The following is a 26,085-nucleotide window of genomic DNA, read 5'->3' as shown; positions in this document are numbered from 1 at the left end:
ACCTTTACCCTGAGAGGATGGATCAATGTATCCAAACTGTTGGGAGTTAAACCGCTGCTTGCTGACGCTGATAGAGGGAATAATATAGCCCTTTGCGTTGAAGTAGCTCATCATGGGTGCCCTTTTCCACCAGCACCCCCTTCTCTAAAACTAGAATCAGGTCGGCTTTTCGTAATGGAGCAAATCGGTGAGCAATTAGAAATACAGTCCGATCCTTGGAAACCCGTTGGAGATTTTGCAACACTTGTTGCTCCGTCTCACTATCCAGGGCGCTGGTGGCTTCATCCAAGACTAAAATTGGCGCTTGAGACAAAAACAAGCGAGCAAGTGCAACCCGCTGGCGCTGTCCTCCGGATAGGGAAGTCCCCCGCTCTCCCACATTGGTTTCATAACCATGGGTCAGTTCACTGATGAAATCGTGGGCAGCAGCTAAACGGGCAGCTTCTACAACCTGTTCGGCGGAAATATCGGGGTTTCCTAAACTAATGTTGTCGAGAACACTGCCATTAAACAGAAAGTCTTCTTGTAGCACGACGGCAATTTGCTTTCTGAGGGAAAACAGATCGGCACTTTTGACATCAAAGCCGTCTACCAAAATCCGTCCTGACTCTGGTGGATACAGGGCTTGCAGTAGTTTAGACAGGGTACTCTTACCCGAGCCACTGCGACCAACAACCCCGACTAGCATTCCCGGTTCTACTGTAAACGAGATGCCTCGCAATACAGGTTCCTGATTCGGTTGATACCGGAAAAAGATTTGGTCAAACGCAACGTTACCCTTCAGAGGAGGAAGGACTAAGCCAGTCCCAGCTTCTGCCTCAGGAGCAGAGTTGAGAATGTCGCCAATGCGATCGACTGACAACAAGACCTGTTGTAGATTCTGCCACAGTTGAACCAGGCGTAATAATGGCCCAGTCATCCGGTTGGAGAACATTTGGAACGCCACTAATTGACCGATCGTGAACTTTTGATCAATCACTAAATGTGCCCCAAACCACAGAATCAGCAGGTAGGAAAGATTCGTTAAAAAGTCAGCAATATTGTTGCTGATGTTAGAGGTCGTCGAAGCTTTAAAGCTAGTTCGCACGAACCGGGCAAATAGACCTTCCCACCGTTCGCGGGATGCCCGTTCCGCCGTATGGGCTTTCACGGAATGAATCCCCGTCACGGTTTCTACCAGGAATGACTGGCTATCCGCACTGCGGTTAAAGGTTTCATTTAACCAGTTCCGCAGAATCGGCGTTGCTACAAGTGTCAGGATGGCAAATAAGGGAATAACCGCTAGAGCCACAAATGTTAGGGGGATGCTGTAGTACAGCATGATCGCCAGATATACCACCGCAAAGAAGGAGTCCAGCACGACCGTTAAGGCTGTCCCGGTCAAAAATTGGCGAATATTCTCTAGCTCCTGCACCCGTGCCACAGTATCACCCACCCGTCGCGCCTCAAAATAGGACAACGGTAACCGCATTAAGTGACGGAACAATTGGGCAGATAAGCTGAGATCGAGGCGACGGGCGGTATGGGTAAAGATAAATAACCGCAGTGTTCCTAAAAGAGCTTCAAATAAGGCAACGGTGAGCATGGCAAATGCCATCACATCCAGAGTCGATAAGCTACCCTGCACCATCACCTTATCGATCACCACCTGGGTAATCACTGGGCTAATCAGCCCCAGGATTTGCAGTGTGAAAGAGGCAAACAGCACTTCAGACAGCAGAGTGCGATATCTCCATACTGCTGGTAAAAACCAGCCGAGATTAAAGCGCTCTTGCTTCTGGATAGTTTCTACCTGCCAAAGTTGACCGTCCCAAGCCGCTTCTACCATTGCCTTGGGTACACTTTCACAGGTCAAATCTGGATTGAGGGGGTCGGCAATTACCAGCCGATCGCCCTTGACGGTATACACCACCACCCAATGGGATGTCGCTTTAGCGCCATTGGTCGCCGTTGCCGGAGCATCACGCCACTGCATCAACATCGGAAAGTTATGCAGACGCAAATCATTCCAGGTAGTTTGAATCCGTCGCAGGTGAAATCCCATTTTTTCCGCCGCTTCTGCCACCTCTGGCGGGCGCTGTCCCCGAAGCTGACGCTGCACCCATTCGAGTTGGGAGGAGTTTTGTAGATGGTTTGCCACCATCGTTAAACACGCCGCCGCCGTATTCACACCAGGAACAAACGGAAAGCCTGAAAACGGCTGACGGGTACTCACTCCCTGGGGTTGATAGCGACCCCGTTGAGTTGCCCAAAAGCGATCGAGGTCTGGGGAAACCAGCGTACTCCACAGTTGGGTTTGCCACACAACCACTGTGACTTCTTTATCGGCGGCTCTAGCTTTCCAAAATCCTGGCAAGTCGAGCAGATCGCCTAACCAATCCCCGGGCTTCAATAGCATGGACTGCCCCTCTTCTGGCACCAGGCGCACCTTGCCAGTCATGACGAGGATCTGGCAACCGGGGGCATCGGTAGACCAAATCATTTCACCCATGCTAAAGCGACGCACCTCTGCCTGCTGCTTAAACCGAACCTGCTGTTCTGGATTTAAGAAACTGAGCGGGGGGGCATCCCAAGGCAAGTTAGTGGTTAGGTCGTTAGCAATCATTCGCTCACCTGCAACTTGACTGTCATTGTTTGAATTTTTTCTGCCAGCCAGCGCTCAAATAGTTCGTTTTGCAACGCCTGTTTAAGCTGTCCATCTTCTAATGTGGCAGGCAAAAACTGTTCTACTCGAAAGATTGCCCAATAACTCTCAACTTCGATCGGTCCGACCAATTCTCCCGGATTCGCAGAATCGATCGCCGCCCGTAGCACGTCTGGTAAAGTCCCTCGACTCACGGGTCCCATCATGCCATTGGCAACACGCTCATCAGATGTTGAGTATTCACGGGCAATCTGTTCAAAATTAGCACCCTCATTAATTTGCGTATGGAGTTCTTCAGCTAACTCCTTACTGGCTACCACAATCCGGGATAGCACCACCCGATCGAGCAGTAATTTACGCTCAATAAAATATTCCTGTAACCGCGCTTCGGCAATCTGGCTTTTGAGCTTTTCTAGCTTAAAGCCATTGACGATCTGGCTATGAAATAACTCATAGGTGGTACCATTCCGATTCAGCCATTCTTGAAACGATTTGGGATCGGTCAGCTTTTGCTGTAAGCGAAAATCAACCACTGCCTGTTCCACGGTTGCCTGGTTAATGTCCAGATCCTGGCGAGTTTCCAATTCCCGCTCAATCACATACTGCTTGAGAATGTCACCGATGAACGGTTGCAGCTTGCCGCCCATTTGCAAGTACTTCAGGCACTGTCTCAGCGTGAGGGGCTGTTCATCTACGATCAAAAGAGCTTTGGATTCCATGAATTCAGGTGTGATGCGGATGGATTTGTTTCTTATTGCTATCTTGTTCAGGCTAATTATCGCCAGCTTTGCATAATTTTTTCACAGACTTCTGTGTTTCTGATGAAGAAAGCCAGCGATCGCAGGAACTAGCCGTCATAAATGGGCTCTATTACCCCGTATCGAAGAATTACGCACCGCTCCGGACAATCTTTAGCCAACCTAAATAACTGATTTAAACTCTGCATAATCTAAAACCTGACTACAGCAGCACTGCCGCTTGAACCCAATCCTTACGCTTATAAAGCCCAAATCTCAGCCCAGACTCGATCGTTGGCTCCCCCTATCTTGACATTATCTTCACATTACTCTTGGGTAGTTACCCATAAGTTTTATCAGCCCTTCAGGATTTCGTCGAAATTATAAATAGATCTAAACTCCGACCGGGAAACTGGGTTTTATGGCATGATCACAGAGTAAATAGAGTTAAACTCTTTAGACTCTCGTTCTTGCAACTCCGAAGGAAATTCGCTTATGACGCTCCGACTAGGCGACACAGTGCCAAACTTTACCCAACAGTCAAACGAAGGGGATATTAATTTTTATGATTGGGCAGGCGATAGCTGGGTCGTGCTCTTCTCTCACCCCGCCGACTATACCCCCGTTTGCACCACCGAGCTCGGTGAAGTAGCCAAGCTCAAGCCAGAGTTCGATAAGCGGAATGTCAAAGTCATTGCCCTAAGTATCGATGATGTGGAATCCCACAAGGGTTGGATTGGGGACATTAACGACACTCAAAATACCACCCTGAACTACCCGATCCTGGCGGATGCCGACAAAAAGGTGTCGGATCTGTATGACATGATTCACCCTAATGCCAATGCCAAGGTGACAGTGCGGACAGTGTTCGTAATTGATCCGCAGAGAAAACTGCGTTTGACCATTACCTATCCTCCCAGCACCGGACGTAACTTTGACGAAATCCTGCGGGTGATCGACTCGTTACAACTCACCGACAACTACAGTGTGGCAACGCCGGTCAACTGGAAAGATGGTGATGACTGTGTGGTTGTGCCTTCTATCCCCACGGAAGAAGCCAAACAGAAATTCCCCAAAGGGGTAACTGAAATCAGACCCTACTTGCGCATGACTCCTCAGCCGAATAAGTAAGCGGTGGGCTGCTGGCAGATCCAATGTTAGATTAGCCAGTCAAATTAACCTGAACAGCAGGGTGGACATCCAGTTCATCCTGCTTTGTTATTTCGGGTTCCCGTGATCCCTATCACCCACCTGGCTTCTGGCTCATCACATTCAGGCAATTGGCAGATCACGATCGAGCCACCCTATGCATCACGCCCGATCCCAGCCCCACCAGCGATAGTAATACTATCGAGTTCACTCATCGTCCCCATGATTCCTCTCTGCCTCCTACCCACCGCACTCTCCGAATTATTTGCTCAAGTCAGTACCACGCATGTTATGACCCTGGCGGATCGATATGGCATTCAAGCGGCACTTCTGGGTGAGGTCATGAGTGAGGAAGATCGGCAAATGGTCGATCGCCTGCTTTATGCGCTGCGGCATGGACGTGTCCAAGTAGTGAACGACCTTTCGGTGATTTCGTAATTTACCTGCGGGGATCTACTTATGCAATTGGTTCATCTGATTAAACAGGTGTTAGATACCGGAGTTTTACCGATGTCCGTAGAGCGCGGTATTAATAGACTATTGGCATCAACCGAGTTTAGTGATACAGAACTAGCCGCGATCGATGAGCTACTCAATGCTTTGGCAACCGGAATGATCCGCCCGATCGCGTAAGCCACCGAGGAGTGTTACCGATCACAGCTTATAGGAACTCAAGTCACTCGTTACGGGTCTAAAACTCACAGGATGAACAGATGTGAATCACGTCAGGAATCACCCACATCCGAGATGATTAAAGGTATAGCCCCAGTTAACTAACTTGCCCAATTCACCAGGAGGTTCGATATGCAACGGAGTTCTGAATTTCCTCTCTTCGTCCAAACCAGTGCCCTGCTCTTCGGTTTCTTAGCTCTGGTTGCCCTGCTCTCCTGGGTTGCCCAACCTAAAGCCGCCCTTTCCAGCATTGTCACTCCCGCGATCGAGCTAACCGCGACAAAATAACTGTCACCCGGTTCAAAAGTTGTCATCCCAATCGCAAGTTAACCCCTACAGGATATTGTTGCCGACTGTGATTAATTCGGATCCGTCCTACTGCCAGCGCTAAAATCAAGATCATCGATCGCAACCCAGGCAGGCTATGGTTACTTCCCCTACCCCAACCGCGACCCAGCACTCTTCCCTCACGATCACATGGGAACCCCTGCCAGACGATTTTCAACTTGATGACACCCCCGTGGAAAATACAGGTCAACCTTTGATTGCTGGAGCCTTGCGAGAAAGCCTGGAGCTGGCAAACTATATTCAGCCTCAGATGCTGATTGCGTCCAATTTCGGACTCTGTGCCACGGTGAATCAGGAATTGGTGATTAAAGCGCCAGATTGGGTCTATGTCTCAAGGGTTTTAGAGCCTGGAAAAGAGCGCAAAAGCTATACCCCGCATCTAGAAGGTGACATTCCGACCGTTGTAATGGAATTTCTCTCTGAGACTGAAGGAGGAGAATATTCCGTCAAGCGCACCCCGCCTCTGGGCAAGTGGTTTTTTTATGAACAGGTTTTAAATGTCCCTGTTTACATCATTTTTGAACCAGCCACTGGCTTGCTGGAAGTTTACCGCTTCACTGCCGGACGCTACGAATTAGAGCAACCGAATTACGATGGTCGCCACTGGTTAGCTGAGATGCAACTATTTTTGGGCACATGGCGCGGTACTAAAGAAGAACGAACCGGCTATTGGTTGCGATGGTGGACTGAAGCGGGTGATTTACTCCCGTGGGCAGTGGAGCAGATTGAGCAGGAAAGGCAACGCGCTGAGCAGGAAAAGCAACGCGCTGAGCAGGAAAGGCAACGCGCTGAGCAGGAAAGGCAACGCGCCGATCGCTTAGCGACCTATCTGCGATCGCAGGGAATCAATCCCGATGAGGTAGATTAACGCCATCCGTCCTATGCCTCCGCTCAATTCCCATCAGCGTCAGGACTTATTTCTCCAAGAAGCGATCCGGGCTGGAATTCATAAGCCGATCCTAACGGCCTTGTATGCTGCCCATACCAGCCCCATCCTCAGCGATCGCGAAACTGGACTCGGGATTTCGCCTACCAATCGCCTTGCTCCAGACCAGGTGCAAACCCTGGCAGGACAAATTCGCTATGCCGCCAACACCTTACGCAGTTTCACAAATCACTGCATTGCCGAGCGGTGGCAAGCAACGGATCTCTGGGACAGCGAACAAGGTCGTTATAGCGATAAATTCCTGCACACGATCGCCTATGGGTATGTTGCGCCCCCCAGCGATCCGACGGCGGCACAGTTAGAAGCCTGTGACTTTGACAGTCTCCTGAATGCTTACCGTCGCGATGCTGCCCATGATTTCCAGGTGATCGGGTTACGGCATGATCAGGCGACGTTAGAACAGCAATTACCACCGTTCATCGAGCATTTACCCAACCATTATCTCGGTCTGCCCCATCAACGTGCCGCCTTGGTCGAAATGGTGCGCCTTTGGCTGAAGCTGGATACCCCAGATGCCACGATTGCTATGCTAATGGGGCGATCGCCCTACAATGGTCATCCCCACGACATTGACGTGACCACCCTGGATCTTACCCTGCTTCAGTTCAGTCATCGAGTGTTTGCCAGCTACTCTGGCTATCCCCATCAACGCGAAGCCTTATTACGCACCGTTCAATTATGGCGGCAGTTACCCTCTCGGGAAGCCACGATCGTGAACCTCATCCATCACCCGCTGCCCACCCCTGACCCTCAACTTCTGGATGCTGCTCTGGTGGCACTGATCCAACATATCCCTCACGCCTATGAGGGCAAGGGCAATCAACGGAATGCTCTAGTAGAAGGATTTCAGCACTGGGAACAATTAGAAACGCGATCGGCGGCACTGGTTCATCTCGGGATTGATGCAGATTTATTTGCTCAACCGCATCCAGATCCAGCCAGTCTCACCCAAGCTGCCACACACCTCGATCGGGCATTAATCAACTTCCTCCAGCGATTACCTCAGTGCTACAGTGGCACGAAAACCCAGCGAGAAGCCCTGCTACATTTAGCTCAACGCTGGTATGAGTTCACTACGCCCCAGCAAACCATACAAACTCTGGTAGAACACCAACAGCGAATGGCAACCGCTCGCCGGGGCAGCGCTGACGCACCACCTGTTCCTCAACCGTTAGTTCTCCCCAAACTGGATAGCCACTGGACTCTAGAAAGCCTGAAGCTATTCGCGCCAATTATTCCCAATGGCAGTTTTACCTGGGCAGAAGCGACCCACGGTGGCGTTTATCTGCCTCCCAACCAAATGACCGTGAATTCTATTGTGCAAGCAGCCACTGAGTTTCAGCAGGTTTGCGATCGGCTGGGACGACCGTTTACCATCACCACCTGGTATTGTCCGGTCGAGATTAGCGCTAGAATGACCAGAAATCCGCAAAACCGCCATAGCCTGGGGGATGCGATTGAGGGATATTGTGAAGGCTTTACTGGCAACCAGATCTACTGGTTTCTCGATCCCTGGTGGTCGGGCGGCTTAAAGAGCTATTCCCAGTTCCCCTATTTGATCTATCTCGATCGCCGTCGCGATCGGGTGCGGTGGTATCTTGCCTAACGATTCCTCATAGTTTTGCGTTCTATGTGAATTTGTCTTGAATTCTGACAACCTGAGTTAGGTTAGATGATTCCATCCTGATGGTTTAGGGAACTCTACCAAATAGATGCAGCTATAGTGTGTGATAAGTAACTATGTCAACCCCCATTGTTTTCGTGGAACCCTGGTTGGCTCAAACCCCAAGTCGATCGGCACAACCAAAACCCACCTCTCGTCCCGAAACGCCTAGTTCCACTAGTGCTATCTCTCCGCAGGTTTTGATGGCAACCTCGGGTGGGCTGTTTGTCCTATTGGTCGCTCTAGGAGTGCTGTCGTGGCTCAGTGCCAAAAGGCTGAAGAAACAGTTGAAGTTTGAGAAATTCAAAAACCAGGAACTTCAGCGGAAACTGAAACTGGCAGTTGAAACCATCACCAAGATGGAGCGCAACCCTGACCTGATCCACTCCCGCGAGTTCAACCTGGACTATCTGCGGATGCGGATGGAAGAAGAAGTCTTCCACTTTGCCATCCTCAACCAGATCAAGATCAAGGTCAAAGACAAAATCAGTATGGCGCTGCGTCCGACTCAGGCAAACCAGGGAGAAATTGGGATTGCCAGTACCGGGCGACACATTGATGAAGTTTTTGATGTGGAATATGAACCGGGAGATTTGCCGAAAGGCACGAAGCGGGTACTGTTCCGAATTGAAATTAAAATCTTCAAACTCCCGACTCAACCCACATCCGTCACGATTAACCAGATCATTGACTGTATGGAAACCTTTCTGAGTCCTACCAGTGAGCATGACACCTGGCAACCCACCATTCAGGGCCGCATTGCCAACATGCACTGGGATCAGAAAGCCAAGCCCACTCCCTTGTTGGTACTAGAGCAAACCCAAGAAGGCTCTAACGTCACCTTCCGCACCACCCGCATGGCACATAATTAAATTGTGAGAATTCCACCAAGCTGAGATGTAGTCGAGATAATGGTAAAGAGACTACGTTCATCTTTATCATGCCATCGTCAACCCTCAAATATGCCTATTTCCCCGGCTGTGTTGCTCAAGGAGCCTGCCGGGAACTGTACGTATCGACCCAGCGATTAACGCAAGCTCTGGGAATTGAGCTAATTGAACTGAAAAAAGCGTCGTGCTGTGGTTCAGGCACGTTTAAAGAGGACTCGCAACTATTAGAAGACACGGTTAATGCCCGTAACATTGCCCTAGCGGAAGCCCTGAATTTGCCATTGCTGACCCACTGTAGTACCTGTCAGGGCGTGATTGGGCGAGTAGACGATCGTCTGAAGGCGGCTCAAACGTTGAGTCCGGAGTATGTGGAGCAAATTAACGGCTTACTCAAACAAGAGGGCTGTTCCCCTTATCAGGGCAATGGCACTGTCAAGCATTTACTCTGGGCATTAGTCGGTGATTATGGCTTAGATACCTTACAACAACGGGTGACAAAAGCCCTAACGGGACTCAAGTGTGCAGCATTTTATGGTTGCTACCTGCTCCGAACGCAAGAACACATTCCTTTTGATGATCCATTTAATCCTCAATCGATGGAGAACGTGTTTACAGCCGTAGGAGCCACTCCCGTGTACTATCGGGGTCGGACGCAATGTTGCGGTTGGCCACTATCCAGTTATGCAACCCAGCAATCCTTCCAGATGGCAGGTACCCATATTCAAGACGCGATCGCACAGGGAGCCGATTGTCTGGTCACCCCTTGCCCCCTATGCCATCTAAACTTGGACTCACGCCAACCGGAAGTAGAAGCGGTGATTGGCAAAAAACTAGGCTTACCAGTGTTACATTTACCGCAATTAGTTGCCCTGGCATTGGGCATTCGACCGGAAGAACTGGGACTCGATCGGCATATTGTTTCGACCCGCCCGGTACTAGAAAAACTAGGATTGTAACCGCAATCGGTAGGAGCCGACCTAACTACATTACATTCTTTGAAGTTTTGTAGCCTTCCGTCTAAGGGGTTTCAGGCATTACGGTAAACTAAGCCTTGACTGTAACGCTTTTAGCGGTTTCATCGCCGTTAAAACAGTCGGCTAATAGATACTTGCCAAGTGTCAAGCAATCATTTGGAGCCTTTCATAACATGTCTCATACAGTCAAAATCTATGACACCTGCATTGGTTGCACCCAATGCGTTCGTGCCTGCCCTACTGACGTTCTAGAGATGGTTCCCTGGGACGGTTGTAAGGCTGGACAGATTGCCTCGTCTCCCCGGACGGAAGATTGTGTTGGCTGTAAGCGGTGCGAAACTGCTTGCCCAACCGATTTCTTAAGCATTCGTGTTTACCTGGGAGCCGAAACAACCCGCAGCATGGGGCTGGCTTACTAGTAAGCACCATTTACGCATTCATTTTTATCCATGTGGGTTCAAACACCACGAGGGAGTAGGTTTGCTCCCTCTTTTTTATGGGGCGATCGCGCTTCAGTCACCCCAAATTCACAAAAAAACCCACCAGCAATGCCGGAGGGCTGAGTGTACCTATGAGTGCTTCATGGATGTAATAACACTGGTTGCACTGGTGAATCCGCAAAAGAATGGCTGATCCTGGGTAAGAACTCTAAATAAAAATCGAGATAGAGAAAACCCGATCGCCATTCCTGGGCAGTTGTTAAATAGTCGATCGCGGTTTTGGTCATTAAAAAGCCCACTTCTGGAGCCGTCTCCCGGATCTGTTGCTGTAAGTGAGCCGTCAGATCCTTTACCTGCATCGGATACTGGCAGGCAGATAGACGGTGGGATTGCACGATCGCCTCAGACGCTAACTTAAACTCCCCCCCAGCCACTAACCGCCCCGTTGCCAGATCGACCTGCCAGGTAATTCCTGCGCCAGTCAGGTGCAAAACGGCTATCAAGCGTAGAGTTCCGTCCCGCCAGGGATCGCCAGGTTGCAGGAGCCGCGCCTCCAGACCCCCAATCAATTGCATGACCTCATAGGTTCCGGCAGTCAGTTGCCACAGCAGTTTTGGCAGTAGTTGATCCATTAGCAGATCGGGTTGCAGCAGACTAATCGAGGTGCGAGCCGTTTCTGCCAACCCGTAGGCTTCCTGCACCACTTGCAGCAATCGTTGCTCAGGTTCTGGCTTCACCGTCGTCTGGAGGCGGGCGATCGCCGCCGCTAACTGAGCCTGGGTTGCCAGATTTGTGTAACGGTCTAAATGTTTGGGATTTGCTAACCGCACGATCGTGGTAGCTAGGGACTGTTCTGGCAAGTCCACCACGGCAACGGGCACCGGATGCACGTTAGTTGTGTGAGTGAGGGCAGACTGACTCACTACGGCTTCTAGCAGTTCACCCTCCACCAGATCACAGGCCGGAGTAGACCATCGTTGCCAGGAGGAATCTAAGTTTTGGGGAGTAAACTCTAAACCGAGCGCCAGGTTTAAGTTTCCCGATCGCCATTCCTGCCCTGGTGGCAGCAGATCCACAGCGATCCCAGCCAGTAAGGGAGCAATCATGGGCGAGGTGAGTTGCAAATGGTCAGCAAGCTCCTGAAGTTGACGCTCTACCCAACCCGCCTTCTGTCGCGATCGCCGCTGATTGGGTACGGTATTGATCCCGTACAGGGGTAGATTAGCATCCGATTGAATAATGGGATTACCACTTAACAGTATTCCGGCAGGACAACCCGTAGCGAGATCAAAACACCACTCCAGATCGGTGGCTTTTACGTCCAACAGCACGACTAAGCGGAGGATACCTGGTGACCACGATCGACCCTGTCGCAGCCGGACTGGCATCCCTTCCATCATTTGCATCAGGCTATAGGAAGTCCGCGCCACACACCACAGCAAATAGGGAATTAACGACTCCATCACAACCAATCCCCCTAATGGCAGTTCCGCTTTGTTCACTTGGCGGCTTGCCGACTTCCCACGGGGCGACTTTTTAGCAGCAGCTTTTCCGGGTAACGCATCCAGCACTTCGTAAGCTTCTTCGCTGACATAGGGGGCTAAGGCCGCCGGAGTAGGCATTTGGTCTTGATTCCACCCCCCTTCCGGCGATCGCAATTGTTGCATCACCTCGACTAACTGCCGCATTGCCGCGATCGCGGAGGTAGAACCAGTGGGCACTCGGAGATGGTGAGTTAAGACAATATCCTGTCCCAACTTCAATACCGTCTGCCGCACAGTCGCAAAGTCAAAGGGCGGTAAGGAGGTCATGGGAAAAGAATTAGCTAACAGGTCTGGTCTGGAAACCACAGAAAGTTGTGCAGAATTGCCCATAGTTGCCCTCAGTCTATCAGTGCGATCGCGGTCACCCTGCTTTCAGAGTTCCCATTTTGATCGAATTCTGCGAGGTGGGTGCAAATGATTGGCTTGGCTGTCCCAGATAAACTCGCGTCCAGGCGGTGCAACGCAGCTTAGAATCAAAGCTGGAGCGATCGCGCTCGATTGACTCCCTGCTTTGCTGTCTCGATCGAGAGTGCTCATGTTACTTCCAGCCGTTCAATTTACCTCACCGGGACCCATTATTTTTGAATGGGGCAACCTATCGATTCGCTGGTACGGCTTACTGATTGCCTCTGCCGTGTTATTAGGAGTCACCCTATCACAATATCTGGCAAGCCGTCGGCGGATTAACCCAGATTTAGTTGGGGATCTCGCCATCTGGCTGGTAGTAGCGGCGATCCCCAGTGCGCGGCTGTACTATGTTGCCTTTCAGTGGCAGGAATACGCCCAACATCCTGAACAGATTATTGCCATCTGGAGAGGCGGAATTGCCATTCATGGCGCGATTTTGGGAGGATTGATTGCCAGTTTGATCTTTTGTCGGCTGCGGCGAGTGTCGTTTTGGCAACTGGCAGATTTAATTGCCCCGTCACTGATTCTGGGACAAGCGATCGGGCGCTGGGGCAATTTCTTTAACTCAGAAGCGTTTGGACGACCGACCGATTTACCGTGGAAATTGTTTATTCCCTTCGATCGCCGTCCTCCCGGCTACGAAAGCTTTGAGTATTTCCATCCCACCTTTCTGTACGAATCCCTCTGGAATCTGCTGGTCTTTGCCCTCCTGATGGTGTTGTTTTTCCGAGATCTGCGCGGCAACCCCCCCCTTAAAGGCGGGACATTAATCCTGGTGTATATGGTGGCGTATAGCTGTGGTCGCTTCTGGATTGAAGGACTCCGCACAGATAGCTTGATGCTGGGTTCCCTGCGAATTGCCCAGATCGTGAGCCTAGTTGAGATTGCTTTAGGTTTATTGGGCTTAGCATGGCTTTATCTATGGCAGCGTCCTTTACCCGATGTTGTTTCCAGTGCCAGACCCAATTTATCGGAAGAAACGCCGTCTGAATCCGATCGGGGATCTTAGGAGACTTTAAATAAGAAAAAACCCTAGAGCGTAAACTCCAGGGCTGTATCAGGGTGCATCTACCACTCCATTCTTCCAATCTCCCCTCATCCGTCCGGAAAAACTGCGACGATCGCGATTTGAAGATTGCGTTAAGCCCTAGAACTACCGTTTTCCGTTAACGAGCCATTCCATGACCAACCAAAACCCTTCCGCCCAGACCCCATTAGCACCTGCGGTTTATATCGTCGGTGCGGGCCCCGGTGATCCCGATCTATTAACCGTTAAAGCCCAAAAACTGCTGGCACAGGCAGACCTGATTCTATTTGCCGACTCGCTGGTACCCCGCGAAATTCTGCACCATGTATGTGCGGAGGCTGAAATTGTGCGGACGGCGAACAAAACGTTGGAAGAAATTTTGCCGTTGATGGTGGACGCAGTTCGATCGGGGCGATCGGTTGTCCGGCTCCACTCCGGTGATCCCAGCCTGTATGGTGCTGTGCAGGAACAAATGCAGGCATTATTAGAAGCTGACATTCCCTTTGAAGTGATCCCAGGGATCAGTGCTTTTCAAGCGGCAGCCGCCCGGTTACGAGTGGAATTAACGATCCCCGGATTGGTGCAAACCATTATCCTGTCGCGGATTAGCGGACGTACCCAGGTGCCCGTGGCGGAGGAATTATCGACCCTGGCAGCCCATCAAGCCAGCCTATGTTTGTACCTGAGCGCCCGCCATGTAGACGCAGCCCAGGCACAATTGCTTCAGCACTATCCGGCTAGCACCCCTGTCGCCATCTGTTTTCGGTTAGGGTGGCAGGATGAACAAATTTGGGTCGTACCATTAGACCAAATGGCAAGCGTCACCCAGGAGAAGAACTTAATCCGCACTACGCTGTACGTGATTAGTCCGGCGTTAGTCGCTGCCACAGTTCCTCCCAGCTTTGTCGATCGCGCACTACCCACCGACCTGGCGACCCGACGATCGCGGCTATACAATCCAGACCACGACCACCTATTTCGCCCTTCTCGTTAACGATGTATCTTTATGCCTTGCTACCTGCGCCTGCCTCAGAACTGCACTTACCAGAAGGGCTAATCACCCAGGTGCAACGGCTAGACGCTGGCAAGATGGTTGCGGTGGTAGAACCGGAGATCGCCCTGGAGCCGTTAGAACAGGATGATCGCCAACTGTTGCAAGCCATTTTGACTCACGATCGGGTGGTTCGCGAATTATTTGCCCAAACCACTGTGCTGCCGTTTCGGTTTGGCACTTGCTTTACATCCTCGACTAACCTGTTAGAGCATCTGACTGCAATGGCAACCGACTACCTCACCACACTCCAGCAATTGGAGGGCAAAGCCGAACTCACCCTGAAATTAACCCGGCTAGAACCACCCACGTTAGAGGTATCGCCAGACTTGAAGGGCAAAGATTACTTTTTGGCAAAAAAACAGCAGTATCAGCAGCAGCAGGCTTTCCAGCAGCAACAGATGCAAGAGCTTGAGCAAATTACGACCGCGATCGGGCAAGTAGCAGCCAACATCAGCTTTCAGCCGAACCATACAGCGAATGAGTCCCTCTATATTTTGCTGGCACGCCCAGCGATCGCGGAATTACAACAATCGGTATCGCAATGGCAGCAACAATATCCCCTGTGGCAATTTAGCTTGAGTGAAGCATTGCCGCCCTACCATTTTGTTGAGCAATTTTTGTCGCCCAAATCGGCAGAAACGCGCTAATATGACAATGCCGATTCAAATAGTTCAGTTGTACTATCTTGTCGCCATTAACGATCAACTACAATGCACTACAGAGTTGCAGCCATTCAGTACAAACGTCGATTTTATGCTAGAATGGGCGGCTTACTGGCATATCGAACTCGCTTACACAAACTCAGTTCAGTTCCATCAGCATTCCATTCCACTTGATCAAAAATCTGATAGATGATGTACAGACCACGACCACACTCTCGCTCATCATAGGGGAGGTGTTGATCAGCGGTGGATTGACAACATTGAGGTGGTTTGAATCCTGATCCTTGGTCAGAGATCACCCACCAGTACTGATCCGCCACGACCGAAAAGCGAACTAGCACTGTTTTGCTTGGATCCAAATTATTACCATGCTTGGCAGCATTCACCAGTGCTTCTTGCAGACCTAACCGCACTTCAGCCCTCCAACGGGGAGGTAATTCTGCCAGTAGTAGATCTAAAACAGGGATCAAGTAAAGCGTGGACGCAAAACTGACCGTACTCCAACTGCGCCGAGCTGGGCGGGATGAAACGGCTATCACTCAGACAACCCCGTAGCTTTCAAATGGATTCGTGAAACTGAATAAGACGGTGACCACGGACTACACTAGATGGTCAAATCCTGCTTGACTTGAGGAATAGATGAAAAACTCCAAGGGAGTTCAAAGTCGATGCTGCTATCTTATTAAGTTGTAATTTGTTCCAGAGGTTCTGATAGTAAGCGTTGTATAAAGAGAGCCTAAGTGTTTGACCGCAGCAAACAGTTTCCCCTACTAACCCTGCATTCAATACATCTTGATCATATCAAATGATTTTTCAAAAAACATCTCTAATACGAATTTTCAATCGTTGGAACCGTCAGCTATTCCAGTTTTAAAACTCTTGGAGAAGTGCATCAAGGGATACATTCTGTCCCTCAAGCCCCTATCTGGTAGCTGGATTGAGCGGTTTTGTCAAGGTTAGAAGCGCTTAAACGATTTGTTCCATATAGCGAAAATCGCGTTCAACTTCTGCCCACAGCGATCGATTATGAGGGTCAGTTTGCAACGCTTTCTTTAAATAAATTCTGGCTTTATCGAATTGATGGTCTTGAATTAACCGGCGACCCCACTGCTGATACACGATCGCTTGCCACTGCATAATCTCGGGATCCTGGGGAATGCGCTTGGCTAATCCTTCGACTAAGGCGATCGCTCGGGGAAACCGTTGCTGTTTGAGGAATTGCTGAAGCTGTTGATAGGACTCCACTTTCAAGCGCTGTTCCTGGGGTGAGAGCTGCGGATTGACTCGGATCGGGGGTGACTTGCGGTGTGCTGAAGGGGCAACCGTGGGAGCGGGAGAGGATTGTGGCGACGATCGCACCCCAGCGCTCAGCGGAGTCGGCGGCATCACCGGAGTAGCTGGACGCACTAATTCATTCAACAAGAGTTTATAAGCCTGGGTGACTTCGATAAACTTCTCGGGAGTCTGCTGATTCCCTGTGCTGACATCTGGATGATAGCGCCTAACCAAACGCCGGTAAGAGGCTTTGATCTCATCAAACGATGCCCCTGACCGTAGCCCTAATACTCGATAGCAATCTGCAAGGTTCATTTGGCTGAGAAAAGGCAGACTATCAAGATTTTGCCATTACTCCGGAAATTTTGTGCATGTTCGTAGTGATTCGTCTACAAACAAAGACATCATCCAACTACCTGAACTGCCCAATTTTGCCTGCCCACCTTCAGAGACTTGATCTTTCCAGGCGTTGAGTGCCATGCTCGAAACCAGTGCCCTTAACAATCATCAGTACCCTATCGGGAGACGCGCGTGGATACTAGGGAGATCAAACGAGAAGCTAACCTGCTGTATCAAGATCTATTGCCAGTGCTGAAGCTAGGCAAGGAGTATGAGCAGTTCGTCCTCACCGACCTAGCGAAAGTTCTATTGATTTTTGCCAGTACCAACAAGGATATTACCTCTAATGAATTGCTCGGATTTCTGACGGTTCATGCCCAGATCAAGAACGATCGCGCCCAATTGGATGCTGTTAACCAGTGGGATTTTTCGTTTCCAGTGCGCCGTCAATATGAGAAGGAGACGATTAGAATCCTACTCGATCTAAAAACTAGGATTGGTAAAACCGATAAGTTAGTTTTACCATCACTTCTGAACCAGATTGATGAAAAACGCGGCACAAATTTACTGAATAAAACCGTGAATGCCATCTATCGGTTCGCTCAGGTGATTGTGAAAGCCGATGGACAGGTGAGTATGCAAGAGATGTCTGCTTTATCTAGTATTTGGCAGTTACTTCATACTTACGAAAGCCCTGATCAATACGCTCAAGAGGTTGCCCAGGAAGTGGCAAAAGCTACGGAAGAAACTCCATCCAAAGAAGGGCTAGACAAGGTGATGGATGAGCTAAATCAATTGATCGGGATGGAGAACATTAAAACCGAACTGAAGACCCTCACCAACTTCTTGAAAATTCAGAGAACCCGCTCAGAACGGGGATTAGCCAAAACACCCGTATCGCTGCATTCGGTATTTTGTGGGCCTCCGGGAACCGGAAAAACCACCGTAGCTCGCTTAATTAGTCGAATTTTCAAGGAACTGGGATTTCTGGAAAAAGGTCATTTAATCGAAACCGATCGGGCTGGCATGGTGGCCGATTACATCGGTGGTACGGCAAAGAAAGTCGATGAAAAAGTCACGGCGGCATTAGATGGCGTATTATTTATTGATGAAGCTTATGCCTTAACTCCGGAGGATAGTACGCGCGACTTTGGACAAGAAGCGGTAGATGTCCTGCTCAAGCGAATGGAGGACTATCGCAGTCGGCTAGTGGTGATTGCGGCGGGTTACACCGATGAAATGTCGCGATTTATTGAATCCAATCCCGGTTTAAAGTCGCGATTTAATCGCTATTTTTATTTTAATGACTATACGCCAGATGAGTTAGTGGCGATTTTTAATAAACTCTGCAAGGATAGTCACTTTAAACCGACCGAAGCCGCGAATGAGAAACTACGATCGCTACTCACCACCTTGTACGAAAACCGCGATCGCACCTTTGGTAATGCCCGCTTAGTCCGCAATTTATTCGAGAAAACGATCGAGCAACAAGCCAATCGGTTAGCGGTGATTACCAATCTGACTGACGAAATTTTGACCACTATTCAGCCGGAGGATATTCCTACAGCCGATGCTCTCACTCCCCGACAAATGGCAGCGATGAATGATGAAGCCCCATCGCCCCCTCCCTTAAGAAATCCCGTCGAAGAATTAACCACCCTGATTAATCAAACTCTCCAACCTCAAGGAATTTCTGCCAAGGTCAGCTTGCGGGACGATCGCTTACAGGTGATGTTTGAAGGCGATCCAATCCCTGATCGGCAGCAAATGGCGGCGGTGGTCGGTAGTGTGCTGAAAGCCGTCCAACCGCAGACCGTGAATCAAATTCAACTCTATGGTCGGCAACCAGGGGATGAGTTTCCGGCTTGGAGTCGAGAGTTTGTATTGGGAAATGCGGCGGGAGAGGGTTGATGGGGAGTGGAGAGATGGGGAGTGGGGAGGTGATTTTCCCAAGATGAAAAGAATGAAGAGTTTTCAAAGGGCTAGTGAAGATTACGGATCAGGGATTGAGCAAATGTAAAGGTTTCTGTCAACACTAATAGAAGAACAAGTCCTGCAATCTGTCCCCGATCGGAGCAACGATTTATCATGAGCACCCCGTCTCTCGTCCCGGTAATTTTGGCTGGCGGTAAAGGTGAACGCTTTTGGCCGCTCAGTCGAAAGGATCGCCCGAAGCAGTTTTTGAGTTTAGATGGCAGTGGTCGGAGTTTGTTACAGGCAACCGCCGATCGCTTGCTGGGGGTAGCCGGGGGGTGGCAATCGGTTTGGGTAGTGACAGCCGCTCATTTAGCCGATGGCGTTCGAGAACAGCTACCAGAACTCCCTGAAGCAAATCTGCTGATTGAACCGGAAGGTCGGGATACTGCGCCTGCCGTTGCCTGGAGTACGTTGGAAGTTGCTAAACGGCATGGAGCCGAAACAGTGGTTGGGTTCTTCCCCGCCGATCACTGGATTGCCGATGAGGACACCTTTCAAGCGACGTTAGCGGCAGCGACAGAACTAGCCGCGACGGAATCCGCGATCGTCACGTTAGGCATCAATCCCACCTATCCGTCCACAGGCTATGGCTACATTCAGCAAGGGGAAGCGGTTGGGAGTTATGGCAATCAAACAAAATTTCCTGCCTATCGCGTCGATCGGTTTACTGAAAAACCCGATCGTCCGACAGCCGAAGCTTTCTTATCTACTGGAACCTTTAGCTGGAACAGTGGCATGTTCGTCTTCCGCGCCAGCACGACGATTGGTGAACTACTACTGCATACGCCCGAAATTCTAGAGCCATTAAAGGAACGTGGGGTAGCAGCCTATCCAGAATTGCCGAAAAAAAGTATTGACTACGCCTTAATGGAAAAAACCCAAAAAGCGTATGTGTTGCCCGTCGCCTTTGGTTGGGATGATTTGGGCGATTGGAATGCGATCGAGCGCTTACTCAAAGGCGATAGTCCGAATGTGGAACTGGCTCGGCACGTTGGTTTAGATACGCATGGAGCGCTCTTCTATGCCACGGATCAAGATGATCTGATTGTGACGATCGGATTAGAAGACACAGTGATTGTCCGAGATGGCAAAGTTACCTTGATCGTGAAAAAAGATCGGACGCAAGAAATCAAGCAGGTCTTGAAAGAAATCCAATCCGATCCCCAATTTCAAGATTTGTTGTAATCAGCCGTCACTCCAACTGCTCAAACAAATCCACCAAAACCACATTCGAGAACAAAAATCCTTCTGGATCCGTCAGGCAAACGCGATCGGCGATCATTTCCACCCAACCTTTGTCAACGTAAGGTTGCAGTAGTTCCTGAACTTGCTGGACGATCGTCACCCCAAATTGCGCGATTAAGTCCGTTAGCTTCAGCCCCTCAGCTAGTCTAAGACCCAACATTAAGGTGTCTAGGAGAAGTTCTGAGGATGGGGGAGATGGGGGAGATGGGGGAAATGGGGAGGATGGGACAGATAAATTGACGGCTTCCCTACCTTCCTTATCGTCCTGACCTCCCTCACCCCTTACCCCCTGCTTCTCCACCCAGGCGTAATACTCCCAAGTCTTGCGAGGACGGGCGAAGCGATCGCCCTTCAGGTAACTGGTAGCTCCCATACCAAAGCCGTAAAATGGTTGATTGTGCCAGTAGACGCGATTGTGGCGACATTGATAGCCCGATTTCGCGTAGTTAGAAATTTCGTAATGGTCATAACCGGCGGCAGTTAATAGCTTTTGCGCCATTCGGTACATGTCTGCCGTGGTTTCATCCGAGGGTAGCGGTTGCAGTCCCGGCTTGTATTGGCGGCTGAAGGGAGTCCCCGCTTCTACGGTCAGGTCATAGCAGGAGATATGGGTTGGAGCCAGGGCGATCGCGCGTTCGAGAGACTCTTGCCAATCCGGTAAAGTTTGATAGGGTAGACCGGAGATCAAGTCCAGACTGATGTTTTGAAATCCGGCTTGATGAATCAGATCGATCGCGGCGGCAATATCCTCTGGAGTATGCGATCGTCCTGCTGCCGCTAACAAGTGAGCCTGAAATGCCTGGACTCCCAAGCTAACGCGATTTACACCAGCCGATCGATAACCTTTGACCTGGGCTAGATCAAACGTAGCGGGATCAATCTCCATTGAGATTTCGGCATCGGTGGCAATGCCAAACTGGCAATCGAGGGTTTGCAGAATCTGTTCTAACTGCTCAACCGCCAGCAAAGACGGTGTACCACCGCCAAAGAATATGGTCTTCAGAGCCTGATCCCCGGCTGGAGTTTGGCGAATTTCCTGACATACTATCTCCACATAATGAGCGATCGTGCCGGAATTACTGCCATTGATGCGATCGCCTCCGAGCGGCGGTTTATCACCAACTACCGCGATCGGAAAATCACAGTAATAGCAACGACGACGACAAAAGGGAATATGAACATAGGCAGATTGAGCAACCATATCACCTGTAGGCAAGGGCAGAAGAAACCCGGAGAGTATAATAGGGGCAGATTAACCTGACCACGAAACCACCATTCCCCAACACACTCAAAGTTATGCTTGATGCCGTCATTATCATTTCATTTATCCTGGCAGGGGCAGGAATTGGATTTCATGGCATTGAAGCTCTGCCCGGCAGTGCGCTTCAACAGGTCACAAATATTGAAGGACTGCGCTGGGTATCGGCTGGATTCGGGGCATTACTGGGTCTAGCAGTCGGCTTAAGTATGCAGACAGGCTATCGACGGCTAGAGAAACAAATCCGCACGATGCCTGCTGATATCTTACTCAGTCGATCGGTGGGGCTGGTGATTGGCTTGCTCGTCGCCAACCTGATGCTGGCACCCATTTTCCTGTTACCAATTCCGACGGAGTTCGCGTTTATCAAACCGCTAATTGCCGTTCTCAGCAGTTTATTATTCTCCTTTTCCGGCATGTCCCTGGCGGATACCCACGGGCGCGCCTTACTGCGGTTGATCAATCCTCATTCTGTAGAATCGATGCTGTTGGCAGAAGGGACGTTGAAAGCCGCATCCACGAAAGTTCTGGATACCAGTTGCATTATTGACGGGCGGATCGAAGAACTGCTAGCCACCGGATTTCTGGAAGGGCAAATTTTAGTGCCACAGTTTGTGTTAGCCGAGTTGCAGCAGGTGGCTGATGCCGCCAATGATCAGAAGCGAGTCCGGGGGCGGCGAGGATTAGATATTCTTAACCGAATTCGAGAAACCTATCCCGATCGCATTGTGATTCACTCGGCTGATTATGACGATGTGGCTACGGTAGATGCTAAGTTAATCCGGTTGGTACAGGAAATCAACGGCACATTGCTGACCAATGACTTTAATCTGAATAAAGTTGCCAGTGTGCAGCAGGTGCGGGTACTAAATATTAATGATTTAACCCAAGCCGTTCGTCCCAATTACTTGCCGGGAGACAGTATCGATCTGAAGATTCTGCGGGAGGGCAAAGAACCAACTCAAGGTGTGGGCTATCTGGAAGATGGCACGATGGTGGTGGTAGAAGAAGGTCGGAATTATGTCGGTGGTGAAGTCCAGGTGGTTGTCACCAGTTCTTTACAAACCTCGGCTGGACGGATGATCTTCGCTCGTCCTAAAGCTTTAGTTGCCTCGTAAACGGTTATTTGCTACTGCAACTGAGTTTTGGACACAATCCGGGTCTTTTTACGATCGGTTTCCGATAGCTCTTCGCCGGACTGTAGCCGCGTAGCATTCTCCTGTAACACCGTTGCCGCTCCCTGATCGCCCATTTGAATGGCTGTTTTCGCTGCCGTCTGTAACATTGTTGCTGCTCCTACGCGATCGCCCTGGAGTAACTTGGCTTCGGCAATCTGAGTTTGCCGATATTTAGCCAACGCCAAAATGTGCTGCTGCACTTCGGGATTGGGATCGGGCTGAAACGGGCTAACAAAGTTGGCAGTGACAGGTAAGGGGGGAGAGAACAAATTGTGTTGCCCCAAAGCTGGATCATCGTAACGTACTTGTACCAGAGCAATCTGTCGCGATCCCGGTAACATTTGGCTCAAGTAAGCATTGATCAGCACCACTCGCGGCACATCAATCATCAAATCACCTAAGCGCACCATATACCAGCCCGATTCTTGATGAACAGATAACTCGATCGTGTCGGGAGCCACCTGGGCGATCGGTTTCATCGCCGCTAACCGCACTTCGGGAAACAACCGCACCATCAAGTGAGCGTTGGTTAACCCCACGGATTGTAAGCGGCTAAATAAGCGCTGAAACTCAGCAACGGCTTGTTCTGGCTGCTGAATAAATGCCATCGTGCCACCGCCCGCATCGGCAATCTGTTCCAGCACATCTTGATTCCACCGATCGCCAAAGCCCAAGGTATTTAAGGTGAGATTGTAGTCGGCGGCGAGTTTTGCCAGCTTCAGACAGCGATCGTTATCCCCATGTTCATTTTCGCCATCGGTGAGCAGAAATGCTTGCGAAATACTGTCCTGCTTGGTTTTTGCCAGTTCTTCAATCCCTAATCGCAACCCCTCGTCGATCGCGGTTCCCCCTTCTGCCTTGAGATGGCTGATTTGCAGCTTGATACTGGCAGGGCTGTCGATCGTCTGGTTCGGTACTAGCACCTTTGCCCGATGATCAAACACCACAATAGTAATGCGATCGCCCGGAGATAAGCGATCGACTAACCGTTGGGCGGCTTGCTTCACGGTATCGATCGGTCGCCCTGCCATAGAACCACTGTGATCCAGAATCAAACATAAGTTCAACGGCACATTGGGTCTGATCGACTCTGTGGCGATCGCGGAAATTGATACCGCTAATTGCCGTTGGCTCATGGACTGGGTTGCATCCACATTGGCATCGCTCAAAGCAGCCTGCAAACCGACTCGCATAGAACACTCCCGCAAAACTTGAACGCTAATTCATTAAACACACTCGCAGGTGATGCGATCGCGGATAACTGACTGCATTTGTGCGATTAATCTTTTCCTGGTCTGGGTTACACCCACCTACCCCATCCTTAGCATAAGCCAGTCTCCCGCCGAAATGCTGCAATTACCTCTGACACGCTACTATGTAGGAACAATACCGTTGTTTCGGTCAGAAGTCCCAGGCAAGACCCTGCTATGAATTCACCCATCCAAGCGGCTCAATCTCCTTACTATGGCGATGCCTATTTCCGCACACCGCCCCCCGATTTACCCTCTTTGCTGCTGAAAGAGCGGATCGTGTATTTGGGGATGCCCCTGGTGCCCGCTGTCACAGAACTAATTGTCGCAGAACTTCTCTATTTACAGTACGAAGACCCCGAGAAACCGATTCGGATCTATATCAACTCCACGGGAACGTCCCGCTATGACGGCGAACCGATCGGGTTTGAAACAGAGGCCTTTGCCATCTGCGACACCATGAGCTATATCAAGCCGCCGGTGCATACTATCTGTATCGGTTCCGCTATGGGGATGGCAGCCATGTTGCTTTCGGCTGGAACCAAAGGCTGTCGCGCTAGTCTGCCGAATGCCACGATCGTGTTGCACCAAACCAAGAGCTATGCCCGTGGACAGGCAACCGATATTCAAATTCGGGCAAAAGAAGTGCTGGCGAACAAAACCACGATGCTGGATATCCTGTCGCGCACAACCGGACAAACCCGTGAAAAGATCTCGAAGGACATGGATCGCCTCTTCTATATGACCCCACAACAGGCGAAGGAATACGGGTTGATCGATCGGGTGTTGGAAAGCGAAAAAGATTTGCCCAAACCCCTACCGGCTGGAGTGATTTAGAGGTTGTTTGAACAGTCAAACTAATGACCCGAACCGCCCCCCTAGCCCCCCGATGCTGGGGGGAACCGACTTCAAAGTTCCCCAGCATCGGGGGATTTAGGGGGCAAGTGCAAGGGCTTTAATCCCTTTAAACCATCCTCTTAACCTACTCTGACTTCATTACACAGAATTTCATCACTGGAGCTTTCCTATGCCTATTGGTGTCCCTAAGGTTCCCTACCGGATGCCCGGAGAACCCTATACTCAATGGATTGATATTTACAATCGCCTTTACCGGGAACGGATTATCTTCCTGGGTAAAGAGGTAGACGATGAGATCGCGAATCAAATTGTGGCGGTCATGCTTTATCTGGATTCCGAAGATCCCGGTAAAGACATCATTCTCTACATCAACTCCCCCGGTGGTTCTGTCACCGCCGGACTGGCAATCTATGACACGATGCAACACATCAAATCCGATGTGGTGACGATCTGTGTCGGTCTAGCCGCCTCCATGGGCTCATTCCTGTTAGCCGCCGGAGCCAAAGGTAAACGATTGGCTCTGCCCCACTCTCGGATCATGATTCACCAACCCTCTGGGGGCACCCGGGGTCAGGCAACGGATATTGAGATTGAAGCTCGTGAAATTATTCGCATCCGGCGACAACTGAACCAGGTGTATGCCGATCGCACCGGGCAAACGATCGAAAAAATCGAGAAGGATATGGATCGGGACTACTTCATGTCGGCTCAGGAAGCCAAGGAATATGGCTTGATCGATCGGGTAATTGAAACCTCGATTTCCTAACGCTCAATCCAACTCACAAATGGCAACAGGGTAATCTAATTGAACAATTTACCCTGTTGTTTTTTTATGGGGATGGAGTCGAGGTCAGTGCGGCGTAAGCCTGCTCCACAATATGCTGACCGCGCAAAAACCCGGTATTGGCTCCCGGACAAATCACTCGCAAGGTTTCCGGCGTAAATCGATCGCGTAAGGCTTGCACACTCCGTTGTTGTCTACCCCAATGAAAGGTTTTCGGAGTTCTAATCGGCATCAGTCTCCCTTGGGGATTGGGAAGCAAGTGTCGTCCAGAAAATAATCCGCCACCAAAGCGATCGCAATACAAGCAGGCTGAACCCGGAGAATGTCCCGGAGTCCAGATGGCTCGACTGTGATCACTCAACTGGAATTCCTGCTCAAACGTCGTCACGGTTAAACCGGGCAGGAGATAGGCTTCCTGTTCCTGAATCAGGATCTGGCAATTCAATTCCTGTTGTAACGTTTTCACCGATTTGCCAATCCCATTTCGGTGGGTAAAAAATAGCCATTGCACTCCACCCTTTTCCTGCAACCACGAGTGGGTAGCAGCATCCCACGGCGGACAGTCCACCAAGATATTGACCGTTTCGACAATCAGGTAAGCGGTTCCCCCTAAGGTGTCTCGATTCGGTGGAAAGGCAAATACAGAATAGGGGTGAGCAGAGTTTTCTTCCTGTAAAATTAAGCGAGGTTGCTTGGTGCGTGGCGCGATCGGGGGAGCCGAGGGGATAGAATCCGGGGATAGGTCTGGGGTCACGGGTCAAAA

At 50.4% G+C, this 26,085-nt stretch carries 25 protein-coding genes; 17 read left to right on the top strand and 8 right to left on the bottom strand.

Features of this window, described 5'->3' with window-relative positions:
• Positions 1 to 46 precede the first annotated feature (46 nt).
• Positions 47 to 2,605, bottom strand: a complete 2,559-nt coding sequence (locus ACN4EK_RS17165; RefSeq protein WP_431659268.1) for a peptidase domain-containing ABC transporter — start codon at positions 2,603 to 2,605, stop codon at positions 47 to 49.
• Complete coding sequence (locus tag ACN4EK_RS17160; RefSeq protein ID WP_431659267.1) at positions 2,602 to 3,363, bottom strand: peptidylprolyl isomerase; 762 nt, start codon at positions 3,361 to 3,363, stop codon at positions 2,602 to 2,604. The genes ACN4EK_RS17165 and ACN4EK_RS17160 overlap by 4 nt, the downstream gene beginning before the upstream one ends.
• A 513-nt stretch (positions 3,364 to 3,876) precedes the next feature.
• Here ACN4EK_RS17160 and ACN4EK_RS17155 point away from each other — a divergent pair.
• The 9 genes from ACN4EK_RS17155 to psaC all read left to right on the top strand — a co-directional run bounded on the left by ACN4EK_RS17155 (position 3,877) and on the right by psaC (position 10,442).
• Positions 3,877 to 4,512, top strand: coding sequence for a peroxiredoxin (locus ACN4EK_RS17155; protein ID WP_431659266.1), 636 nt, complete (start codon positions 3,877 to 3,879; stop codon positions 4,510 to 4,512).
• Between the two features lie 240 nt (positions 4,513 to 4,752).
• Positions 4,753 to 4,968: a hypothetical protein gene (locus ACN4EK_RS17150; RefSeq protein ID WP_431659264.1), complete on the top strand. Its 216-nt coding sequence runs from the start codon at positions 4,753 to 4,755 to the stop codon at positions 4,966 to 4,968.
• A gap of 21 nt (positions 4,969 to 4,989) precedes the next feature.
• Positions 4,990 to 5,163 (top strand): hypothetical protein, encoded by a 174-nt coding sequence (locus tag ACN4EK_RS17145; RefSeq protein WP_431659263.1) that lies wholly within the window; start codon positions 4,990 to 4,992, stop codon positions 5,161 to 5,163.
• 171 nt (positions 5,164 to 5,334) lie between these two features.
• On the top strand, positions 5,335 to 5,490 hold the full coding sequence (locus ACN4EK_RS17140) for a hypothetical protein (RefSeq protein ID WP_431659262.1): 156 nt from the start codon (positions 5,335 to 5,337) through the stop codon (positions 5,488 to 5,490).
• A 136-nt stretch (positions 5,491 to 5,626) separates the two neighbouring features.
• Complete coding sequence (locus ACN4EK_RS17135; RefSeq protein ID WP_431659260.1) at positions 5,627 to 6,418, top strand: Uma2 family endonuclease; 792 nt, start codon at positions 5,627 to 5,629, stop codon at positions 6,416 to 6,418.
• Between the two features lie 13 nt (positions 6,419 to 6,431).
• Positions 6,432 to 8,102, top strand: coding sequence for a peptidase M15A (locus tag ACN4EK_RS17130; protein WP_431659259.1), 1,671 nt, complete (start codon positions 6,432 to 6,434; stop codon positions 8,100 to 8,102).
• A 134-nt stretch (positions 8,103 to 8,236) separates the two neighbouring features.
• Complete coding sequence (locus ACN4EK_RS17125) at positions 8,237 to 9,031, top strand: hypothetical protein (RefSeq protein ID WP_431659257.1); 795 nt, start codon at positions 8,237 to 8,239, stop codon at positions 9,029 to 9,031.
• A 68-nt stretch (positions 9,032 to 9,099) separates the two neighbouring features.
• Positions 9,100 to 10,005, top strand: coding sequence for a CoB--CoM heterodisulfide reductase iron-sulfur subunit B family protein (locus tag ACN4EK_RS17120; protein ID WP_431659256.1), 906 nt, complete (start codon positions 9,100 to 9,102; stop codon positions 10,003 to 10,005).
• Positions 10,006 to 10,196: 191 nt separating this feature from the next.
• On the top strand, positions 10,197 to 10,442 hold the full coding sequence (gene psaC / locus ACN4EK_RS17115) for a photosystem I iron-sulfur center protein PsaC (RefSeq protein ID WP_009556083.1): 246 nt from the start codon (positions 10,197 to 10,199) through the stop codon (positions 10,440 to 10,442).
• Between the two features lie 161 nt (positions 10,443 to 10,603).
• On the opposite strand, the gene ACN4EK_RS17110 is transcribed toward psaC, so the two are convergent.
• Entirely contained in the window at positions 10,604 to 12,337 is a 1,734-nt protein-coding gene (locus ACN4EK_RS17110; protein WP_431659255.1) for a hypothetical protein, read from the bottom strand.
• Between the two features lie 205 nt (positions 12,338 to 12,542).
• Here ACN4EK_RS17110 and lgt point away from each other — a divergent pair, with 205 nt between their 5' ends.
• The 3 genes from lgt to ACN4EK_RS17095 all read left to right on the top strand — a co-directional run bounded on the left by lgt (position 12,543) and on the right by ACN4EK_RS17095 (position 15,143).
• Positions 12,543 to 13,424, top strand: a complete 882-nt coding sequence (gene lgt, locus ACN4EK_RS17105) for a prolipoprotein diacylglyceryl transferase (protein WP_431659254.1) — start codon at positions 12,543 to 12,545, stop codon at positions 13,422 to 13,424.
• Between the two features lie 172 nt (positions 13,425 to 13,596).
• Positions 13,597 to 14,436 carry a precorrin-4 C(11)-methyltransferase gene (cobM, locus tag ACN4EK_RS17100; RefSeq protein ID WP_431659252.1) on the top strand — a complete coding sequence of 280 codons (840 nt, stop codon included), beginning with the start codon at positions 13,597 to 13,599 and terminating at the stop codon, positions 14,434 to 14,436.
• Between the two features lie 2 nt (positions 14,437 to 14,438).
• Positions 14,439 to 15,143, top strand: a complete 705-nt coding sequence (locus ACN4EK_RS17095) for a GvpL/GvpF family gas vesicle protein (protein WP_431659251.1) — start codon at positions 14,439 to 14,441, stop codon at positions 15,141 to 15,143.
• Positions 15,144 to 15,247: 104 nt separating this feature from the next.
• Here ACN4EK_RS17095 and ACN4EK_RS17090 read toward each other — a convergent pair whose 3' ends face one another.
• Both ACN4EK_RS17090 and ACN4EK_RS17085 read right to left on the bottom strand, forming a co-directional pair.
• A complete protein-coding gene (locus ACN4EK_RS17090) occupies positions 15,248 to 15,697 on the bottom strand; it encodes an ATP-binding protein (protein WP_431659250.1) in 450 nt (149 codons plus the stop codon).
• A 427-nt stretch (positions 15,698 to 16,124) separates the two neighbouring features.
• Complete coding sequence (locus ACN4EK_RS17085) at positions 16,125 to 16,748, bottom strand: J domain-containing protein (RefSeq protein WP_431659249.1); 624 nt, start codon at positions 16,746 to 16,748, stop codon at positions 16,125 to 16,127.
• Between the two features lie 216 nt (positions 16,749 to 16,964).
• Here ACN4EK_RS17085 and ACN4EK_RS17080 point away from each other — a divergent pair, with 216 nt between their 5' ends.
• On the top strand, positions 16,965 to 18,683 hold the full coding sequence (locus ACN4EK_RS17080) for an AAA family ATPase (protein ID WP_431659248.1): 1,719 nt from the start codon (positions 16,965 to 16,967) through the stop codon (positions 18,681 to 18,683).
• A gap of 177 nt (positions 18,684 to 18,860) precedes the next feature.
• Positions 18,861 to 19,934 carry a mannose-1-phosphate guanylyltransferase gene (locus ACN4EK_RS17075; protein ID WP_431659247.1) on the top strand — a complete coding sequence of 358 codons (1,074 nt, stop codon included), beginning with the start codon at positions 18,861 to 18,863 and terminating at the stop codon, positions 19,932 to 19,934.
• 7 nt (positions 19,935 to 19,941) lie between these two features.
• Here the strand turns inward: ACN4EK_RS17075 and hemW are convergent, their stop codons facing one another.
• Complete coding sequence (hemW, locus tag ACN4EK_RS17070; protein ID WP_431659246.1) at positions 19,942 to 21,195, bottom strand: radical SAM family heme chaperone HemW; 1,254 nt, start codon at positions 21,193 to 21,195, stop codon at positions 19,942 to 19,944.
• A gap of 95 nt (positions 21,196 to 21,290) precedes the next feature.
• Here hemW and ACN4EK_RS17065 point away from each other — a divergent pair, with 95 nt between their 5' ends.
• On the top strand, positions 21,291 to 22,370 hold the full coding sequence (locus ACN4EK_RS17065) for a PIN/TRAM domain-containing protein (RefSeq protein WP_431659245.1): 1,080 nt from the start codon (positions 21,291 to 21,293) through the stop codon (positions 22,368 to 22,370).
• 11 nt (positions 22,371 to 22,381) lie between these two features.
• Here ACN4EK_RS17065 and ACN4EK_RS17060 read toward each other — a convergent pair whose 3' ends face one another.
• A complete protein-coding gene (locus tag ACN4EK_RS17060) occupies positions 22,382 to 23,623 on the bottom strand; it encodes a vWA domain-containing protein (protein WP_431659244.1) in 1,242 nt (413 codons plus the stop codon).
• 234 nt (positions 23,624 to 23,857) lie between these two features.
• On the opposite strand from ACN4EK_RS17060, the gene ACN4EK_RS17055 reads away from it, so the two are divergent.
• Positions 23,858 to 24,517, top strand: coding sequence for an ATP-dependent Clp protease proteolytic subunit (locus ACN4EK_RS17055; RefSeq protein ID WP_431659243.1), 660 nt, complete (start codon positions 23,858 to 23,860; stop codon positions 24,515 to 24,517).
• A 190-nt stretch (positions 24,518 to 24,707) separates the two neighbouring features.
• Positions 24,708 to 25,304, top strand: coding sequence for an ATP-dependent Clp protease proteolytic subunit (locus tag ACN4EK_RS17050; protein ID WP_431659242.1), 597 nt, complete (start codon positions 24,708 to 24,710; stop codon positions 25,302 to 25,304).
• A 64-nt stretch (positions 25,305 to 25,368) separates the two neighbouring features.
• On the opposite strand, the gene ACN4EK_RS17045 is transcribed toward ACN4EK_RS17050, so the two are convergent.
• Positions 25,369 to 26,076, bottom strand: coding sequence for an MBL fold metallo-hydrolase (locus tag ACN4EK_RS17045; protein ID WP_431659240.1), 708 nt, complete (start codon positions 26,074 to 26,076; stop codon positions 25,369 to 25,371).
• Between the last annotated feature and the right edge of the window lie 9 nt (positions 26,077 to 26,085).

It is taken from the genome of Pantanalinema rosaneae CENA516 (assembly GCF_050753385.1).
Taxonomy (GTDB): domain Bacteria; phylum Cyanobacteriota; class Cyanobacteriia; order Leptolyngbyales; family Leptolyngbyaceae; genus Pantanalinema; species Pantanalinema rosaneae.
This window is presented reverse-complemented; position numbering and strand designations above follow the sequence as displayed.

Coding starts and splice junctions, on each gene's coding strand:
- ACN4EK_RS17165 (WP_431659268.1), bottom strand. CDS start 2,605: ATGATTGCTAACGACCTAACCACTAACTTGCCTTGGGATGCCCCCCCG.
- ACN4EK_RS17160 (WP_431659267.1), bottom strand. CDS start 3,363: ATGGAATCCAAAGCTCTTTTGATCGTAGATGAACAGCCCCTCACGCTG.
- ACN4EK_RS17155 (WP_431659266.1), top strand. CDS start 3,877: ATGACGCTCCGACTAGGCGACACAGTGCCAAACTTTACCCAACAGTCA.
- ACN4EK_RS17150 (WP_431659264.1), top strand. CDS start 4,753: ATGATTCCTCTCTGCCTCCTACCCACCGCACTCTCCGAATTATTTGCT.
- ACN4EK_RS17145 (WP_431659263.1), top strand. CDS start 4,990: ATGCAATTGGTTCATCTGATTAAACAGGTGTTAGATACCGGAGTTTTA.
- ACN4EK_RS17140 (WP_431659262.1), top strand. CDS start 5,335: ATGCAACGGAGTTCTGAATTTCCTCTCTTCGTCCAAACCAGTGCCCTG.
- ACN4EK_RS17135 (WP_431659260.1), top strand. CDS start 5,627: ATGGTTACTTCCCCTACCCCAACCGCGACCCAGCACTCTTCCCTCACG.
- ACN4EK_RS17130 (WP_431659259.1), top strand. CDS start 6,432: ATGCCTCCGCTCAATTCCCATCAGCGTCAGGACTTATTTCTCCAAGAA.
- ACN4EK_RS17125 (WP_431659257.1), top strand. CDS start 8,237: ATGTCAACCCCCATTGTTTTCGTGGAACCCTGGTTGGCTCAAACCCCA.
- ACN4EK_RS17120 (WP_431659256.1), top strand. CDS start 9,100: ATGCCATCGTCAACCCTCAAATATGCCTATTTCCCCGGCTGTGTTGCT.
- psaC (WP_009556083.1), top strand. CDS start 10,197: ATGTCTCATACAGTCAAAATCTATGACACCTGCATTGGTTGCACCCAA.
- ACN4EK_RS17110 (WP_431659255.1), bottom strand. CDS start 12,337: ATGGGCAATTCTGCACAACTTTCTGTGGTTTCCAGACCAGACCTGTTA.
- lgt (WP_431659254.1), top strand. CDS start 12,543: ATGTTACTTCCAGCCGTTCAATTTACCTCACCGGGACCCATTATTTTT.
- cobM (WP_431659252.1), top strand. CDS start 13,597: ATGACCAACCAAAACCCTTCCGCCCAGACCCCATTAGCACCTGCGGTT.
- ACN4EK_RS17095 (WP_431659251.1), top strand. CDS start 14,439: ATGTATCTTTATGCCTTGCTACCTGCGCCTGCCTCAGAACTGCACTTA.
- ACN4EK_RS17085 (WP_431659249.1), bottom strand. CDS start 16,748: ATGAACCTTGCAGATTGCTATCGAGTATTAGGGCTACGGTCAGGGGCA.
- ACN4EK_RS17075 (WP_431659247.1), top strand. CDS start 18,861: ATGAGCACCCCGTCTCTCGTCCCGGTAATTTTGGCTGGCGGTAAAGGT.
- hemW (WP_431659246.1), bottom strand. CDS start 21,195: ATGGTTGCTCAATCTGCCTATGTTCATATTCCCTTTTGTCGTCGTCGT.
- ACN4EK_RS17065 (WP_431659245.1), top strand. CDS start 21,291: ATGCTTGATGCCGTCATTATCATTTCATTTATCCTGGCAGGGGCAGGA.
- ACN4EK_RS17060 (WP_431659244.1), bottom strand. CDS start 23,623: ATGCGAGTCGGTTTGCAGGCTGCTTTGAGCGATGCCAATGTGGATGCA.
- ACN4EK_RS17055 (WP_431659243.1), top strand. CDS start 23,858: ATGAATTCACCCATCCAAGCGGCTCAATCTCCTTACTATGGCGATGCC.
- ACN4EK_RS17050 (WP_431659242.1), top strand. CDS start 24,708: ATGCCTATTGGTGTCCCTAAGGTTCCCTACCGGATGCCCGGAGAACCC.